This window comes from Flavobacterium araucananum (assembly GCF_002222055.1).
Lineage (GTDB): Bacteria > Bacteroidota > Bacteroidia > Flavobacteriales > Flavobacteriaceae > Flavobacterium > Flavobacterium araucananum.
Genome location: NZ_MUGS01000015.1, coordinates 199,801 through 216,137 on the forward strand (window position 1 = coordinate 199,801; position 16,337 = coordinate 216,137).

Genomic DNA, 16,337 nt, shown 5'->3' on the forward strand with positions numbered 1-16,337 from the left:
TTATTTTAATGTTAGTGAATTAATGATGTCGATATAATTTTGTTTAGCTTCATCTATCGATATATGACTAATTTGCATCCAGGCATTTGTTTTGAATGCATCTCTTAAATCAAAATTTTCAGATTGATTATAAACTGCTGTTCCAAAAGTTGCCTGTTTGTAATAGGCATAAAGTCTTAGCTGCACATCTTGCGGCAGTGAGGCTTGAGTCATTTTTAAAGCAGTTTCGACAGCCTCTAAAAAACGAGTATCTAAATCTTTTTCGATCATTAAGCTTTTGTAGCGATGATGGTTTTTCCACCAATTGCTTTTTGGTTTAATACCACATTAATAGGTGTACCTAAAGGTAAAAATAAATCTACTCTTGAACCAAATTTTATAAAACCGGCATCAGTACCTTGTACAACTTGCATACCTTCCTGAGCATAATTTACAATTCTGCGTGCCAATGCACCTGCAATTTGTCTGTATAATATTTGTCCAAAAGTTTCATTTTCGATTACAACAGTTGTTCTTTCGTTTTCTTCACTTGCTTTTGGATGCCACGCTACCAAAAATTTTCCCGGGTGGTATTTACTGAATTTTATAATTCCGTCCATAGCATAACGAGTTACGTGTACGTTTATTGGTGACATAAAGATAGAAACTTGCAAACGTTTATCCTTAAAAAATTCTCCTTCATAAACTTCTTCAATAACTACTACTTTCCCATCAACCGGAGCAAGGATCTGATCGCTGTTTCTGATCGCAATTCTTGTAGGGTTTCTAAAAAATTGTAAAATAATAATCAAAACTACTACACCAGCAATCTGAACAAGCATTCTTAGCCAGGTAATATCAATGAATCTCTCAGCAATTAAAAGTACAGCAACTGCAAAAGCAGTACCTAGTAAAATGGATGGACCTCCTTCTTTATGAAACATAATATAAAATTTGATAAAATAAAAATATAATTGGTGCTACAAATATAACACTATCTAATCGATCTAATACACCTCCATGACCCGGCATTATGGCTCCGCTGTCTTTTACTCCGGCAATTCGTTTAAACTTTGATTCAATCAAGTCTCCAATCGTTCCAAAAATGCTTACAATCAAAGCAATTATCGTCCAGATTAAAATAGATTTATTACTGAAGTCCGGATTAGGCTGAATGTACAATTTGGATATAAGAAAACCTGCAAAAGCAGCAAAAACAACTCCGCCAAGAAATCCTTCAATGGTTTTTTTAGGAGAAATGCGTTCAAACAGTTTATGTTTACCAATAGATTTTCCAACTAAATAAGCAAAAGTATCATTGGTCCAGATTAAAACAAATAAGCCAATAATAATTTTAGGATTATAATCTTTTATTCCAAAAGAGATCTTGGTGATAAAAAGAAATGGTAACATGATATATCCAACCAAATAGATGTATTTGGATAATCTGCTTATGATTTGGGTATCATCAAATAAAAAAATGATACATTTTATGGATACAATTAAAGTGATTACAAGTAATACAGTAAATAATTGATCTGTGTCTATGGTAATTTGAATCTTCTCTTTTAAAAATTTATTGATATAGTTTTCCGTTTCACTTCTATAGAAGCTAACCAAAGATACCGTCGAATAAAAAAGGGAAACGAATAAAATAGAAAATATTTTATTGATTCCTGCTAAGTTAGAAAACTCGTAGGTCGCAATAATTAGGAAAATACCAAAAAGGATAATAAAGCTTTCGGTAGAAAACAGAATTGAAGTTAGTAGTAAAGCGATATAAACAGCACCAGAAATGGTTCTCTTGAGTGTTTCATTCATCTTAAAGATCTTCTAAGAGCAATAAATACAAATTCTTGGCAACACTTCCGTATTGGGTAAAATCTTCTTCTTTTGCTTTTTCGAAATATTTTATGGTAGTAATATTAGTAGGGTAGTCTCTTTCGTATTTTCTTTTGATAGCACTTAAACCATCACTTTTAATCAATTGCAATTGACTTGTTGTTGCAATAATCACAATGTTTGCAGGTAATTCGTTTGGTTTATCTTGTCTGATTTGTTTTGATGAAAATAAGATAGAACCTTCGTCTGCAATTAAATTTTCGCAAGTCGCCAATAAAAACTTTGGATTTCTTGGAGAAATGTATGTTAATTTATTTTCTTCTAATAAACTGAAAAGAGCAGGCTCGTAACATAAAACTTCATTTTCGAACCAGTCATTTTCTTCTAAAATGTTTTCAAATTGTTCTGCTACTTCTTGCTTGTTTTCACAATACAAAAATTTACCACCGTTCTTTTTGAAATTAAAAATGAATCTTTCATCTATAGATAAATGATTGTCCGGAGAATGATTTCCTCCGTACTCGCTTTCATTTTCTTCATCAGAAGAGGTATCGCTGGAACCAAATATTTTTTTGAAAAAATTCATTTTATATGAAATACTTTACATGTTAATTGAAAACGTTCAAAGATAAAAAAATCTTAATTCAAAAGGCTATTTTGAATTAAGATTTTAAAAAATATTACGTATTTATTGAATTATTTACGAAACCACTTCTTCTAAATTTTTATCAAAAGTACGTTTTCCGAAAATAGTTTCTAAGTCATCTTTAAAAATAACTTCTTTTTCAATTAATATATCCGCTAATTGGTTTAGCTTGTCTTTGTTTTCTTCAAGAATATGAATGGCTCTTTTATATTGACCTTCAATTAATTCTGAAATTTCTTTGTCAATTACTTTGGCAGTTTCATCAGAATATGGTTTAGAGAAATTATATTCGCTTTGCCCTGTTGAATCATAATAAGTAACATTTCCTATTTTTTCATTCAATCCATAAATTGTTACCATGGCACGAGCCTGACGTGTAACTTTTTCTAAATCGCTTAATGCACCAGTCGAAATTCTGTCAAAAGTTACTTTTTCAGCAGCTCTTCCGCCCATAGTAGCACACATTTCGTCTAACATTTGATCTGTTCTTACGATTTGTCTTTCTTCTGGTAAGTACCATGCAGCTCCTAAACTTTGTCCGCGCGGAACAATAGTTACTTTAATAAGTGGTGCAGCATGTTCTAACATCCAGCTTACAGTAGCGTGACCAGCTTCGTGAATAGCGATTGCTCTTTTCTCTTCTGGAGTAATAATTTTATTTTTCTTTTCGAGACCACCAATAATTCTGTCTACAGCATCTAAGAAATCTTGTCTGTCTACTGCAGTTTTGTTATTACGGGCAGCTATTAAAGCAGCTTCGTTACAAACATTGGCAATATCAGCACCAGAGAACCCTGGAGTTTGTTTTGCTAAGAAATCAAGGTCAAGACCTTCCACTTTTTTAATAGGCGCTAAGTGCACTGCAAATATCTCAGCTCTTTCGCGAATATCCGGTAAGTCAACAAAAATTTGTCTGTCAAAACGTCCTGCACGCATTAAAGCTTTATCAAGAACATCAGCTCTGTTTGTTGCAGCAAGAACGATTACGTTAGAGTTTGTACCAAAACCATCCATTTCTGTTAGTAATTGGTTCAGTGTATTTTCTCTTTCGTCGTTTCCGCCTGACATATTGCTTTTTCCTCTTGCTCTACCAACAGCATCAATTTCGTCGATGAAAATAATAGCAGGAGATTTTTCTTTGGCTTGTTTAAATAAGTCACGAACACGTGATGCACCAACACCTACAAACATCTCTACAAAATCAGAACCTGATAAAGAGAAGAAAGGTACCTGAGCTTCTCCTGCAACTGCTTTAGCCAATAAGGTTTTACCAGTTCCCGGAGGTCCTACCAACAAGGCTCCTTTAGGAATTTTACCTCCCAGATTTGTATACTTTTCAGGGTTCTTAAGGAATTCTACAATTTCTTGTATTTCTTCTTTAGCACCTTCTAAACCTGCAACATCTTTAAAAGTAGTTTTAATATCGGTTTTCTCATCAAATAATTTTGCTTTCGATTTTCCAATGTTAAAGATTTGTCCGCCACCGCCACCTGCGCCACCTGACATTTTACGCATAATAAAAATCCAAACACCTATAATGATCATGATAGGAAGTAAGCTGATTAAAATATCGCTCCAGTTGTTTTTTTGCAGGAAATTAAAATCTTTCAGTTTGCCTTCGCCAACTGCTTTTTCTAATTTAGTTTGAAAAATCTGGTCGTTACCAATTTCCAAAGTATAGTGAGGACCTTTGTTTGGTCTTTCAAAAATATCTTTGGCTACTTTTTTATTTGCTGCGTCTTTTAGAGCAGCAGCATTTAAATATACTTCGGCTTCAGCTTTATTGTATACAATAACTTTTTCAATCTGGCCTTTTTCTAATAAAACATTGAACTTAGAAGAGGTTAATTGAGCTGGTTCGCTTAAGTTAGATCCTCCGGTTGCAAAACTTATAAATAAAAAAACTAGAAGTATTGCGGTGTATATTAACCAAGGACTTATTTTAAATTTACTCGGGTTTGGATTATTATCTTTAGCCATTAGAGAAAGTTTCTTTTAGTATTTGTTTTCGATTGTAGTTATTTTGGCGTCACCCCAAAGGCTCTCGATATTATAGTATTCACGAATGTGTTTCTGGAAAACATGTACAACAATGTGCACATAATCCATCAGAACCCATTCTGCATTATCGGTTCCTTCTACGTGCCACGGTTTATCTTTTAGATCTTTAGATACAGTTTTTTGAATTGAGTTTACAATGGCGTTAACCTGGGTATTTGAGTTTCCGTTGCAAATGACAAAATAGTCACAAACTGCCGTGTCTATATCTCTTAAGTCAAGAATATCGATATCATTTCCTTTTACTTCTTCAATCCCTTTTATTATGTTCGCCAATAGAACATCATTGTTAATTGTCTTTTTCGCCATGAATTATTTTATATGATTTTGTAAAGTTACCAAATTTTGTGATTATTTTTGAACCTTAACAAAATATTAAATTAAGTTAATTAAATTCCTTTAATGAAACTAATCAAACTCGATGCCATAGATTCTACAAATGATTTCCTTAAATCATTAGCAAGTCAGGATGAACCAGATAATTTTACTGTAGTAACTGCTGAAAATCAGACAAAAGGCAAGGGGCAAATGGGATCTAAATGGCAGTCAGAATCAGGTAAAAACTTAATTATGAGTGTCTTGGTGAAGGATTTTTTATATAGTAATGAACAGGTTTTTAATCTCAGTGTTATAGTTTCATTAAGCGTAATTGATGCCTTAAAATCGTTGAATATTCCTGATTTATGTATAAAATGGCCAAACGACATTATGTCATACAATAAAAAGGTTGGTGGCATACTTATCGAAAATACCCTAAAAAGTGATGGCAGGATTGTGTCAGTTGTTGGAATAGGCCTCAATGTAAATCAAACTAATTTTGAACATTTGCCAAATGCTTCTTCCTTGGCAGTGATTTGTAATGCTCAATTTGATAAAAATTCTTTGCCCTATTTGATTGTTGATGAAATAAAACAAAAAATACAGTTTTGGGAAACCAATTCGGCGCCGTTTTGGAACAGGTATTTTAATTCATTGTTTAGAAAAGGAATTCCGATGCCTTTTAAAAATCTAAATTCCTTAAGTTTCGGACAAAATTTTATGGGAATCATTCAGGGAGTTTCTTCGGTTGGTAAAATACAGATTCTTCTGGAAGATGACTCAGTTTCAGAATTTGATATCAAAGAGGTTCAGATGCTTTATTAGAAGGAAGGTTCTGAGGTTCTGAGTTGCTAAGGTTCTAAGGTTTTGCCTCGAAGACATTTTTACCCAATCTTGTTATTTCTAAGTACGAGAAATCTTCGCTGGAAACTCGATAAAGACTGGCTATTTACTTTCTAGTACTGCGTATACAATACTTCGTTCTTCAGTATTACATAATTTATGGTTATAAGAATGCTAGAAAGATCTTTGTAGCTTGGTGCCTTCGTGGCGAAAAGCAAAAAAAAAGCCTGATCGTAAAATCAGGCTATAAGCTTATAGGTAACAATTAACAATTTAGCACTGATAATTATAATTTCGTCATATTTGTTGCCAAAGTTTCAATAAACTTGCTTATTGGTCCTTTGATCATCATTGCCATCATTGCATTAAATTCTCCTTCAAATTGCAATTGTACAGCACTTTCAGTATCAGAAACACTATCTATATTTGAAACTAAAGTAAAGGGAAGTTTATCACTTGCAGCTCCCAAAACAATTTTGTTTGGTGCAATTTTGTCCTTCATTTTTAGTTTTATTTCCGGCATACCTTTTAATCCAAAAATAAAAGCATCCTCGCCAGTAACTTCAAATTTAGCGATATTATCCGGCATTAATTTTTCATAATTCTTAACATCAGTCAATAAATCAAATAAATCTTGAGCTGATTTCTGAACAGTAACTTTTGGACTTTCTAAGTTCATATATTTTTTTATTTTTTATTGTTTTTTTTACCGTAAAATTAGAATAAATTCCAAAAAAGAGCAAAGCGATTTTTTACAAAATCTAAAATCTAAAATTACTCCTGTCCCCAGGTCGATGGACTTTCGTTCCATTCTAGCAGGGTCGATTGTTGCTCTTCGGTAATGTATTGTTTTTGAACAGCTAAGTCTAATAAGTTTTCGTAATTACTTAACGTGTACAAATCGATATTAGCATTTTTAAAGTTGTCTTCGGCAACATTAAAACCATACGTAAAAATTGCTGCCATTCCTTTTATGTTAGCCCCTTCGTTACGCAAAGCTTCTACAGCCATCAAACTGCTGTTTCCGGTACTAATTAAATCTTCTACGACAACAACATTTTGTCCTTTTTGCAAAAAACCTTCTACTTGATTTTGTCTTCCGTGTTTTTTAGCTTCCGGACGCACATATACAAATGGTAATCCAAGGCTTTCGGCAACCAGAATCCCAATTCCAATGGCTCCAGTGGCAACACCGGCAATAACATCTGGTTTTCCAAATTGTTTTTCAATATTCTTCGTAAACTCATCACGAACATAATTTCGGATGCTTGGAAATGAAAGAATTAACCTGTTATCGCAATAAATAGGAGATTTCCATCCAGAGGCCCATGTAAAAGGATTTTCTGGATTCAATTTAATTGCATTTATTTGCAAAAGCAATTCGGCTGTTTTTTCGGCAGTATCTTTATTAAAAATCATAGTACAAATGTATAAAGTTTTTGTGAACGACAAACCACTTTTTTTGACAAATGAAATCTCAAGAGAGACTGATTTTCAATTATTCTTGTTAGAGAGTATTGATATTGAGCATCTTATAGTCAAAATGTTTCAAAATAAAATTCAAAAGGCTTATTTGTATTATCCTGATGAAAAGGAGATTATGAAAACTCTTAAGGCCAAAATTCCTGTTAACAAAGCGGGTGGAGGCCTTGTATACAATAAAAAAGGGGAAGTTTTATTTATTTTCAGAAACGGAAAATGGGACTTACCAAAGGGCGGAATAGAAAAAGGCGAAGAAATTGAAGACACCGCCATGCGCGAAGTAGAGGAAGAAACAGGCGTAGGTCAGCTCCGAATCACCAATAAACTCGAAAAAACCTATCACGTTTTTAAAAGAAACGGAAAATATAAACTTAAAATCACACATTGGTTCGAAATGCAATCTGATTTTGAAGGTACACCACAAGGTCAAATCGAAGAAGGAATCGAAAAAGTAGTCTGGCTGAATCCTGAACAAATAAAAGAAGCACTGAAAAACTCTTACGAAAACATTAAATTGTTGTTTGAAGAGGAGAGTACAGTTTCTTAGAAGAGAATTAGAGAGTGTAGAAGAAAGAGTATAGAAGAAAGAGAATAGAGTATAGAATAAAGTGTATACAAATTGATGTTTTCTGAACTTAGTACTTAGAGCTTATTTTGGGTGTGCCAACAATTAAAAAGACCTAATTAGGTCTTTTTTAATAGCTGTTAGGACATCCTTCCTGACATAGCATGGTAAAAGTACTATGAATACGATTATTGTTTTGGCTCCTCGAATGTTTTTCAGGTTTAATTTAGCTCACTTACATTAATCCATCCTTTTGTCGTTTTCTTTCCAAAATAAGTACAAAAAGCTTTTCCGTTTTCAATTTTATCGATACAAACAAAGTCGCCTTTTACTAAATATATTTTTGTTTGATTGGCATTTGATTGGTCTTTATAAAAGTATGCTTTTTCTTTGTTGATGTAGCGAATTTGTGTCCAGTTTGATTTATGGTCCAGACTAAACTCTTCGGGTTTATCGGCAAAATGCTGCACATTCCAACAGCCTCCATGCTCTTGAGGAAGGCTTATTTTTATTGTTTTGTTGTCTATGATTTGAATGGTTCCTACAATTAGATCTTTAGTTTTATCTTCTGGATAGTAGGTTTTAATCGCAAATTTTTTGCCAGTAACTTTTCCTTCAATATAAAAAATACAGGAAAATTTTGGGTTTTGTGTTTCTTCGTCTAAACCGGTGTAACCTTCAAAATATCCGGTTAGCATATTAGATGATGCATCGTACGAAAGTTTCATCCCGAAATCATATTCGCCCGAGATTATTTTTTGTCCAAATGATAAATTTGCAAAAAGTAAAATCAAAAAAGTTAATAAAAATTTCTTCATAATATTGGTTATTTTTATCGTTTAGGTTTAAAAATTATTCGTTTAAATTTTTCAAATGTCTAATATAATTATCCAGTAAGCTTTGAATTTGTTGAGATGCAACAGGATTGGCCGAATGAACATTAAATTTTAGATTTTCTAGATCAAACCCGGATTCATAAACTAACCATTTCGCAGCAGCATAACCATCTTCGGCAATATTATCATTTTCATCTAATCCCAAATCATTGTCAAAACTAATCAATTCAGGAAGTCCGTTTTTACTTATTACTTTTTTAAAATCATCAAAATTTCGAACTATAACAAAATCATCATTAGTTAGTTTTTTATAAACCATATTTACATCTCTGATATCGTCAAGAAAAAGTTTGTATTTCATTATCATATTTCTAATTTAAAGAGATTAAGCGTATCATCGACCAAATGTTCAATGGCCAAAAAGTTAATGGCAAGTTTTAAAACTTCTTCTTGCAAATTTTCTAAATCCAGTTTTATCCAGCCTTCCATTAACGTTAACGGACCGTGATTAACAGTTACGTTCTCCCATTTGTGTTTGTATTCTTTGAAATGGTCTCTAAAAATTTCAGCAAATTTTCTGCTTTGAATCGAATACCCTTTTAGGTTTCGCAATTTTAAAGCATGAATATTATACATTATTTTTTGTTTTTGTATTGTAGAATCATGGATCCAAACTGAAAAGAAGATTCTCGATTGGGCAGTTAATGGTTCTTCGGAATTACTTGCCCAGGATTTTTTGTACAATTTTATAAAAACGGAATCTAAATAAATGCCAACAGAAACTTCAATTGATTTTTCGTTCAATAATTTTGAATCTAGCTGATCGACTACTTTCCGGAATTCCTGAAGATAAAAAGAGGTATCCATTTATTGTGTATGTATTTAAAAATAAATTATTTACTTACTTGTCATCTTTGGCAAAGGCTTAAATGTAAAGCTTTGCAATCGTATCGTTTTTTAAATCAATCAAGATCAAAAAACTTTGTAAACTCTTTTATTAATTGTTTAGAATCACAAAACACGATATACAGGGTATTGCAAATGTGCCTTTTCGTAATAAACGGAATGTTTGTAAATCCATTCGAGCTGCGCTTCGGCATTTTTGGCAAACTCAGGATCGGTTTGTTTTTTGTTTTCTAATTCGGCTTTTAAATCCGGATTATCTTTTAGCAGTTTGGCAGCTGTATCTTCAAAAATATATTCAGAGTAATGTTCTTTTTGTTGTAAAACAGGATCGAAAAAATTCCAATTAAAGAAAGAATCTACACCTTCGGGCTCAAATGCTTCAAGCAAATATTTTACCCCTTTTTGGTTTGTCGAAACTAAGTAATCACCTTTGGCAAAAGCCATTTTTACAATTTTAGAATTTATAGTGGTGTTGTAGTGCAAATAATGTCCTTCGTAAGGATTTTGGACCGTTTTGAAATTGGCAATTTTATAACTTTCGACTTCTATAATCGTATCTTTTTTAAGTTGCGAATAACTGATATTGTTGTTCTTCAAGAGATCAACAATATTCCAATAACCACGTGGAATAACATAACCACTCGGAATCACAACTTCTTTGGTCGATTTGAATTCTTTGATATACGGAACGTCTTTTTTGTACGGTTTGCTTCGGTCATAATACAAGCGATTTCCGGTTGTGGCTTCACTTTTTTTATAACCTGCCTCGTATCCTAAAAACGAAAATGTAGTCGCTTTGGTGCTGTCCAGTTCCCATTTTAAAGTATATGATTTTTTGGGCTGATATTGTTCCAGATTTTTTATTCGAAGATCTTTAATTTTCTGGTAATTTGCATCTGTAAAATCCAGTGTTGACCTGGTGTATTCATAAGTCATTTTTACACGTTCTGCATACTTTTTAAGCATGTGTGTTTCGACTACAAACCCAATGGTGTTAAACAGTGACGTATAACCTGTTGTATATCTTGGGCTATCTACAAACTGCCCAAAACCTTTGTCCGGAGTATCCTTAAAAGAATCTACATAAGGAGTGGTTTCGATTTTCTTTTTTTGTAAATCTTTTACCAGCGCCGGCATCATTTCGGTGTTCATAAAATCGCCCAAAACAGTTCCTAGTTTGTTGTGTTGCGTCATGATGTAGGTTAGCTTATATTGATAATCTGATCCGTTGCTAACATGATTATCAATAAAAACATCGGGATTTATTTTCTGGAAAATCTCGATAAAACTCTTTGTATTTCGAGTGTCAGATTTCATCAGATCACGATTAAGATCATAGTTTCTGGCGTTTCCTCTAAAACCGTAAATTTCAGGCCCATCCTGATTGGCTCTCGTAGTTGAATTTCGGTTTAAAGCGCCACCAATATTATAAACCGGAATAGTAACCAAAACGGTATTTTTAGGTGCTTTTAGCTTTCCTGTTGCCAAATCTCTGTAGAACTGCATTGTTGCGTCGATTCCGTCAGGCTCTCCGGCATGGATTCCGTTATTGATAAAAAGAACTGCTTTGTTTTTTTGTATTTTTTCAAAATCAAATTCCTTGTCAGGGTTATAAACCACCATGTGCAAAGGTTCTCCCGAATCTGTTAAACCCATTTCCTTAATTTGAATTGTTTGAAAATCATTGGCTAAAAGTTTATAATACTTGATAGTTTCTTCATAGGAAGCCGATTGATTTCCGTTTCCTTTCTCAAAAAAAGTATCGTATTTTTTATTGTTTTGAGCGAAAAGTGTGATTGTAAAAAGTAAAATAGAAAGCGTAAAAAGTTTCATGGTTTGGGTTTTAACAGAAATCAAATATAGTTTTTTATTTGTTTCAAGTTTCAGGTTTGAGGTTTCATGTTGATGAACTTTGTGGTTATTGGTTTCACGCAGATTTTGCAGATTAAATTTCAATAAAAAAATCTGCTTAATCTGCAAAATCTGCGTGAAACAAAATCTTTGCGAACTTTGCGCTATTCTTTGTGCGGTTAATAAACTTGAAACCTGAAACAAGAAAAACCTGAAACAACTTTTTTTGACTACTTTTGCAAAATGAATAAAAATCACCATTCCAATAACATACTTTCGAACTTAGGAATTGAAAGCCTAAACGAAATGCAAGAAGTAGCGCAGGATGCTATTTTAAATGATAATAATGTTTTGCTGCTTTCTCCAACTGGATCAGGAAAAACATTGGCTTTTTTGTTACCTGTTTTAGAATTATTACAACCTGAAATTCTTTCGGTTCAATGTTTAATTTTAGTGCCTTCGCGCGAATTAGGTTTACAAATTGAGCAGGTTTGGAAAAAAATGGGAACTCAGTACAAAGTAAATATTTGTTACGGAGGTCACTCTATTGATACTGAAATCAAAAACTTAAGTAATCCGCCAGCTGTTTTAATAGGAACTCCGGGAAGAATTGCAGATCATATTGACAGGGATACTTTTAGAACTGATAAAATTCAGACTTTAATTCTGGATGAATTTGATAAGTCATTGCAATTGGGTTTTCATGAGCAAATGTCTTATATCATTGGAAAATTGACAAAATTGAACAAACGGGTTTTAGTTTCTGCAACCTCAGATATTGAAATTCCAAGATATACACGCGTAATAAATCCAACAATTTTAGATTTTATTCCGGAGCAGGAAGAAAAAACGAATCTTTCGATGAAAATGATTGTTTCGCCTGCCAAGGATAAATTAGGGAGTTTATTCAACTTGATTTGTTCTTTGAAATCACAATCGGCTATTATTTTTTGTAACCATCGTGATGCGGCAGAACGTATTAGTGATACACTTAATGAAAAAGGAATTTATTCAACTTACTATCATGGCGGAATGGATCAGGAGGAGCGCGAACGTGCTTTGATTCAGTTTAGAAACGGAAGTATGAGTTACTTAATCACAACTGATTTAGCAGCTCGTGGATTGGATATTCCTGAGATGAAACACGTAATTCATTATCATTTGCCTCTAAAAGAAGATGAATTTACACACCGTAATGGTCGTACAGCCCGTATGCAAGCTTCCGGAACGGCGTATATCCTTGTTCATGAAAGCGAAAAACAACTCGATTATATCGATTATGGAATGGATGTTTTAAAAGTCGAAAATGCAACGACTTTACCAAAACCACCGGAATTTCAAACTATTTATATTAGTGGTGGAAAGAAAACAAAATTAAATAAAATTGATATTGTTGGTTTCTTTTCGCAAAAAGGGAAACTTGAAAAAGGGGATTTAGGCTTGATTGAAGTAAAAGATTTTATTTCGTTTGCAGCTGTAAAGTTTAATAAGGTAAAAGACTTGTTGCATCTTATTAAAGAGGAGAAAATGAAAGGCAAGAAATTTAAGATTGAAGTTGCGCGAAAAGTGGTAAAGAAAGAGGAGGAGAAGTAGATTTTTTTTGATTCAGGTTTCAAGTTTCAGGTTGTTTGAGTCGAATGTTCGCTTTTGTTGATCGTTTTGCAAGCTTTAGAAACATAAATTAGAGTAAAATAGTTGTTATTTTGCTCTTTTTTAAGCCTTAAAAACTGCTGAAAATGGCTAGTTTTAGGTCTGATTTTTTGGGTATGATAAGTTTAAAATATTGAATTTCAGTATTTTAATTACTGCTCTTTAAGCGTTAGGAATAATTGCAAATAACGATCTTAATTTATTGTTAATAAATTAACGGCTAACGCTTTAATTTATCATATTTTCTGCGTTTCTTGTGCCCGTAAATAATAAACCCCAAATTAATTATGAAAAGAATTTTTACGATTGCCATTTTGTTGTTTAGTTTTGTCTCTTTTGCACAAATTAAAGTTCTTGAAACTGTTCCTGTTGAAAAATTAGGAAAAGTAAATAACAATTATATTCAAAAAATTGGAGATGAATATACTGTTTATTACACAAGTATTCAAAACGATGATGAATCTTCAAGCTTAAGAAAATTTACATTTAAAAATGTTAATAATGATTACGCAAGTCTTTATAGTATTATTGTAAATGGTTTTAGTGCAAATCCTTTATATGATATTAAATTAGAATTACCTAATAATTATATTTGGTTGCACTACACAGGAAGTGTTATTCCTGAAAAAGCAACAGTTCAGTTTATGGTTTCTTCTAAAGAAGCTTCTTCTGCTACAAGCAGCGTGTCTGAGCCATTTGTAAAAGATCAGATCAACAAATTATTTCAAAAATAATTAGTTTAAAATACAGCATTAAAAAAGGCTATTCAAGATATTGAATAGCCTTTTTTTAGTTTACAGTTTTCGATGACAGTTTTCAGCTGTTTTACGAATTGAAAATTGTGACTCAAACTTATATTTTCTTCACATACTGTGTAATAATTACAATTTGCTGACCATCGACTTTTCCTTCAATATATTCGGCATTTTCATGGTCTAAACGGATATTGCGAACTGCAGTTCCTTGTTTGGCAACCATGCTTGATCCTTTTACTTTTAGATCTTTGATTAAAACGACAGAATCTCCGTGTTCTAAGATTACTCCATTGCTGTCACGGTGAATAATTTTGTTTTCGTCTTCTTCGCCTTCGCCGGTTGCTTGTGCCCATGCCAGAGTATCTTCGTCTAAGTACATCATATCAAGCAATTCCTGTGGCCATCCCGAAGCACGCAAACGGCTTAACATTCTCCAGGCTACAACCTGTACCGCCACGTTTTCATTCCACATGCTGTCATTAAGACATCTCCAGTGATTTAAATCTACATTATCCGGGTTTTCAATTTGGTCAATACACGTATTACAGGCTAAAATACTTTCGTCAAGACCGCCTTTTTGAGTTGGTAATACTTGATATACTTTTAGGTTTTCTTCGGCTCCACAAAGTTCGCATTTAGATCCGCTACGTTTGTTTAATTCTCTTTCGATGCTCATTATTTGGTGTTTATTTAAAAATGCGAAATTACTTATAATTTGTTTCGCTTGCAAGTTTATGTTTTTGGTGTTTATCGTAACTCGGAATGGATTAAAATCCATCCTTACAATATGTTTCAAGCCTATGGCTTTTGAACTCTAACTGCATCCGGAACCAGCATTTCATATTCACCGTCATGACGCAGTACATCACGAACAATGCTTGAACTAATAAATGAAGTACTTGCTGCTGTTAATAGAAATACAGTTTCGATTTTAGACAGTTTTCTGTTGGTGTGGGCGATGGCTTTTTCGAATTCGAAATCGGCCGGATTGCGCAAACCTCTTAAAATAAAATGTGCTTTTTGTTTTTTTGCCAAATCGATTGTTAATCCCTCATAGGTAATAACTGAAACTTTTGGTTCGTCTTTGAAGGTTTCTTCGATGAAACGTTTTCTTTCTTCGAGTGAAAACATGTATTTTTTTTCGGCGTTGACGCCAATGGCGATTACAATTTCATCAAATAATGAAATTCCTCTTTTGATAATATCTTCGTGTCCTAGTGTTATAGGATCAAATGATCCCGGGAATATGGCTTTTCGCATCTTTTTTTATTGAGGTTCAGAGGTTCAGAGTGGCAAAGGAACAAAGGTTTTTATACTTTGACTTCGCTCAGTCTGACAAATTATTGTTATATAAAAAAGAAGGTTCTAAAATCTTAGTGCCTTGGCAACTTAGTATCTTAGAACCTTTTTTTTGTTAAGCTAGAGCTAACTCAATTGCATTAGTGAATAAATCTTCAAGAGATATTCCTGCTGCTTGTGCTTGTTGCGGAATCAAACTTTCTGTTGTTAATCCCGGGATTGTATTCATCTCGAGCATGTAGGGCTCGTTGTCTACGATGATGAATTCGCTTCTTGAAAAACCTTTCATTTTTAGGACTTCGTAAGCACGCTTAGCCGTTTCTCCTACTTTTTGTGTTAGTTCGTCTGAAATTCTTGCGGGTGTAATTTCTTGTGACTTTCCTTCGTATTTGGCTTCGTAGTCAAAGAAATCATTGTCTGATACAATTTCGGTAATTGGCAAAACCTTGATTTCTCCCTGATAGTTTATTACTCCAACAGAAACTTCGGTTCCGTCAAGGAAACTTTCTATGATGATTTCGTTATCTTCTTTGTAAGCCACTTCAATTGCGATTGGCAATTCGGCTTCAGACTTTACTTTAGAGATTCCAAAACTGGAACCTGCTTTATTTGGTTTTACAAAACAGGGTAAACCTACTTTTTTAACGATTTCGGCTGTATTGATAACATCGCCTTTGTTTAGGTAATAGGAGATTGCAGTTTTGATTCCGTATGGTTTTAAAACCGATAATAAATCACGTTTATTAAAGGTAAGTGCTGCCTGATAATAATCGCAGGACGATTGCGGGATTCCTAATAATTGAAAATAAGCCTGCATTAACCCATCTTCGCCGGGAGTTCCGTGAATGGCATTGAAAACACAGTCGAAAGTAATTTTTTGATCGTTTACGGTTACAGAAAAATCGTTTTTATCAATTGAAAATTCGGCATTATTCTCGTCAACATAAACCCATTTTTCTTTAAAAATATGAATACGAAATCCGTTGTATTTTGTTTTGTCAAGATATTGGTGTACTACGTTTCCGCTGATAAGCGAAATTTTGTATTCGCTTGAATATCCGCCCATAATGATGGCTATGTTTTTCATTATATATTTTTTTTTAAAGTTTTTATTTGTTTTAGGTTGGTTTTATTTTAGGTTTTTACCAAGAATAGGTTCGAAGACACTCTTATGAAACCTAAAGACTAGCCCTGATGGGAGCGGCATCCTTTTGTTTTTTTCTTTAAAAAACAAAAGATACAGCAGACAGCAGGAAACAGCTTCTAAAAATCGAAATTTCAAATTTTTTCAATGTTAGTAACGTAAT

19 protein-coding genes are annotated in these 16,337 nt (G+C 33.1%); 4 read left to right on the forward strand and 15 right to left on the reverse strand.

Features of this window, described 5'->3' with window-relative positions; all coding sequences use genetic code 11:
- The 6 genes from B0A64_RS10845 to rsfS form a co-directional block, all read right to left on the reverse strand.
- Complete coding sequence (locus B0A64_RS10845; protein WP_089479536.1) at positions 1-270, reverse strand: acyl-CoA-binding protein; 270 nt, start codon at positions 268-270, stop codon at positions 1-3.
- Positions 270-923, reverse strand: coding sequence for a phosphatidylserine decarboxylase family protein (locus B0A64_RS10850; RefSeq protein ID WP_089479537.1), 654 nt, complete (start codon positions 921-923; stop codon positions 270-272). The genes B0A64_RS10845 and B0A64_RS10850 overlap by 1 nt, the downstream gene beginning before the upstream one ends.
- Entirely contained in the window at positions 913-1,800 is an 888-nt protein-coding gene (locus B0A64_RS10855; RefSeq protein WP_089479538.1) for a phosphatidate cytidylyltransferase, read from the reverse strand. The genes B0A64_RS10850 and B0A64_RS10855 overlap by 11 nt, the downstream gene beginning before the upstream one ends.
- Position 1,801: 1 nt before the next feature.
- Entirely contained in the window at positions 1,802-2,407 is a 606-nt protein-coding gene (locus tag B0A64_RS10860) for a lactate utilization protein B/C (RefSeq protein ID WP_089479539.1), read from the reverse strand.
- A gap of 114 nt (positions 2,408-2,521) precedes the next feature.
- Positions 2,522-4,447, reverse strand: coding sequence for an ATP-dependent zinc metalloprotease FtsH (gene ftsH, locus B0A64_RS10865; protein ID WP_089479540.1), 1,926 nt, complete (start codon positions 4,445-4,447; stop codon positions 2,522-2,524).
- 15 nt (positions 4,448-4,462) lie between these two features.
- Positions 4,463-4,834 carry a ribosome silencing factor gene (gene rsfS / locus B0A64_RS10870; protein ID WP_055098058.1) on the reverse strand — a complete coding sequence of 124 codons (372 nt, stop codon included), beginning with the start codon at positions 4,832-4,834 and terminating at the stop codon, positions 4,463-4,465.
- Between the two features lie 93 nt (positions 4,835-4,927).
- Here rsfS and B0A64_RS10875 point away from each other — a divergent pair, with 93 nt between their 5' ends.
- A complete protein-coding gene (locus B0A64_RS10875) occupies positions 4,928-5,668 on the forward strand; it encodes a biotin--[acetyl-CoA-carboxylase] ligase (RefSeq protein ID WP_089479541.1) in 741 nt (246 codons plus the stop codon).
- A 304-nt stretch (positions 5,669-5,972) separates the two neighbouring features.
- On the opposite strand, the gene B0A64_RS10880 is transcribed toward B0A64_RS10875, so the two are convergent.
- Entirely contained in the window at positions 5,973-6,365 is a 393-nt protein-coding gene (locus B0A64_RS10880) for an orotate phosphoribosyltransferase (RefSeq protein WP_089479542.1), read from the reverse strand.
- A 95-nt stretch (positions 6,366-6,460) separates the two neighbouring features.
- On the reverse strand, positions 6,461-7,105 hold the full coding sequence (gene pyrE, locus B0A64_RS10885; protein WP_089479543.1) for an orotate phosphoribosyltransferase: 645 nt from the start codon (positions 7,103-7,105) through the stop codon (positions 6,461-6,463).
- Between the two features lie 7 nt (positions 7,106-7,112).
- Here pyrE and B0A64_RS10890 point away from each other — a divergent pair, with 7 nt between their 5' ends.
- On the forward strand, positions 7,113-7,715 hold the full coding sequence (locus B0A64_RS10890; RefSeq protein WP_089479544.1) for an NUDIX hydrolase: 603 nt from the start codon (positions 7,113-7,115) through the stop codon (positions 7,713-7,715).
- 239 nt (positions 7,716-7,954) lie between these two features.
- Here B0A64_RS10890 and B0A64_RS10895 read toward each other — a convergent pair whose 3' ends face one another.
- From B0A64_RS10895 to B0A64_RS10910, 4 genes are all read right to left on the reverse strand, one after another.
- Positions 7,955-8,551: a hypothetical protein gene (locus B0A64_RS10895; RefSeq protein ID WP_089479545.1), complete on the reverse strand. Its 597-nt coding sequence runs from the start codon at positions 8,549-8,551 to the stop codon at positions 7,955-7,957.
- 34 nt (positions 8,552-8,585) lie between these two features.
- Entirely contained in the window at positions 8,586-8,930 is a 345-nt protein-coding gene (locus tag B0A64_RS10900) for a cyclic-phosphate processing receiver domain-containing protein (RefSeq protein ID WP_089479546.1), read from the reverse strand.
- Between the two features lie 2 nt (positions 8,931-8,932).
- Positions 8,933-9,436 carry a hypothetical protein gene (locus B0A64_RS10905; RefSeq protein ID WP_089479547.1) on the reverse strand — a complete coding sequence of 168 codons (504 nt, stop codon included), beginning with the start codon at positions 9,434-9,436 and terminating at the stop codon, positions 8,933-8,935.
- 144 nt (positions 9,437-9,580) lie between these two features.
- Complete coding sequence (locus B0A64_RS10910; RefSeq protein ID WP_089479608.1) at positions 9,581-11,308, reverse strand: M14 family metallopeptidase; 1,728 nt, start codon at positions 11,306-11,308, stop codon at positions 9,581-9,583.
- Positions 11,309-11,569: 261 nt separating this feature from the next.
- Between B0A64_RS10910 and B0A64_RS10915 the strand changes: the two genes are divergently transcribed.
- Complete coding sequence (locus tag B0A64_RS10915; RefSeq protein WP_089479548.1) at positions 11,570-12,919, forward strand: DEAD/DEAH box helicase; 1,350 nt, start codon at positions 11,570-11,572, stop codon at positions 12,917-12,919.
- Positions 12,920-13,263: 344 nt separating this feature from the next.
- Positions 13,264-13,710 carry a hypothetical protein gene (locus tag B0A64_RS10920; RefSeq protein WP_089479549.1) on the forward strand — a complete coding sequence of 149 codons (447 nt, stop codon included), beginning with the start codon at positions 13,264-13,266 and terminating at the stop codon, positions 13,708-13,710.
- A gap of 118 nt (positions 13,711-13,828) precedes the next feature.
- Here the strand turns inward: B0A64_RS10920 and B0A64_RS10925 are convergent, their stop codons facing one another.
- From B0A64_RS10925 to B0A64_RS10935, 3 genes are all read right to left on the reverse strand, one after another.
- The gene (locus tag B0A64_RS10925; protein ID WP_089479550.1) at positions 13,829-14,407 is read right to left on the reverse strand and encodes a PhnA domain-containing protein; all 579 of its coding nucleotides are present in this window, start codon (positions 14,405-14,407) and stop codon (positions 13,829-13,831) included.
- A gap of 122 nt (positions 14,408-14,529) precedes the next feature.
- The gene (gene coaD / locus B0A64_RS10930; protein ID WP_089479551.1) at positions 14,530-14,991 is read right to left on the reverse strand and encodes a pantetheine-phosphate adenylyltransferase; all 462 of its coding nucleotides are present in this window, start codon (positions 14,989-14,991) and stop codon (positions 14,530-14,532) included.
- 154 nt (positions 14,992-15,145) lie between these two features.
- Complete coding sequence (locus tag B0A64_RS10935; protein WP_089479552.1) at positions 15,146-16,117, reverse strand: D-alanine--D-alanine ligase; 972 nt, start codon at positions 16,115-16,117, stop codon at positions 15,146-15,148.
- Positions 16,118-16,337 lie beyond the last annotated feature (220 nt).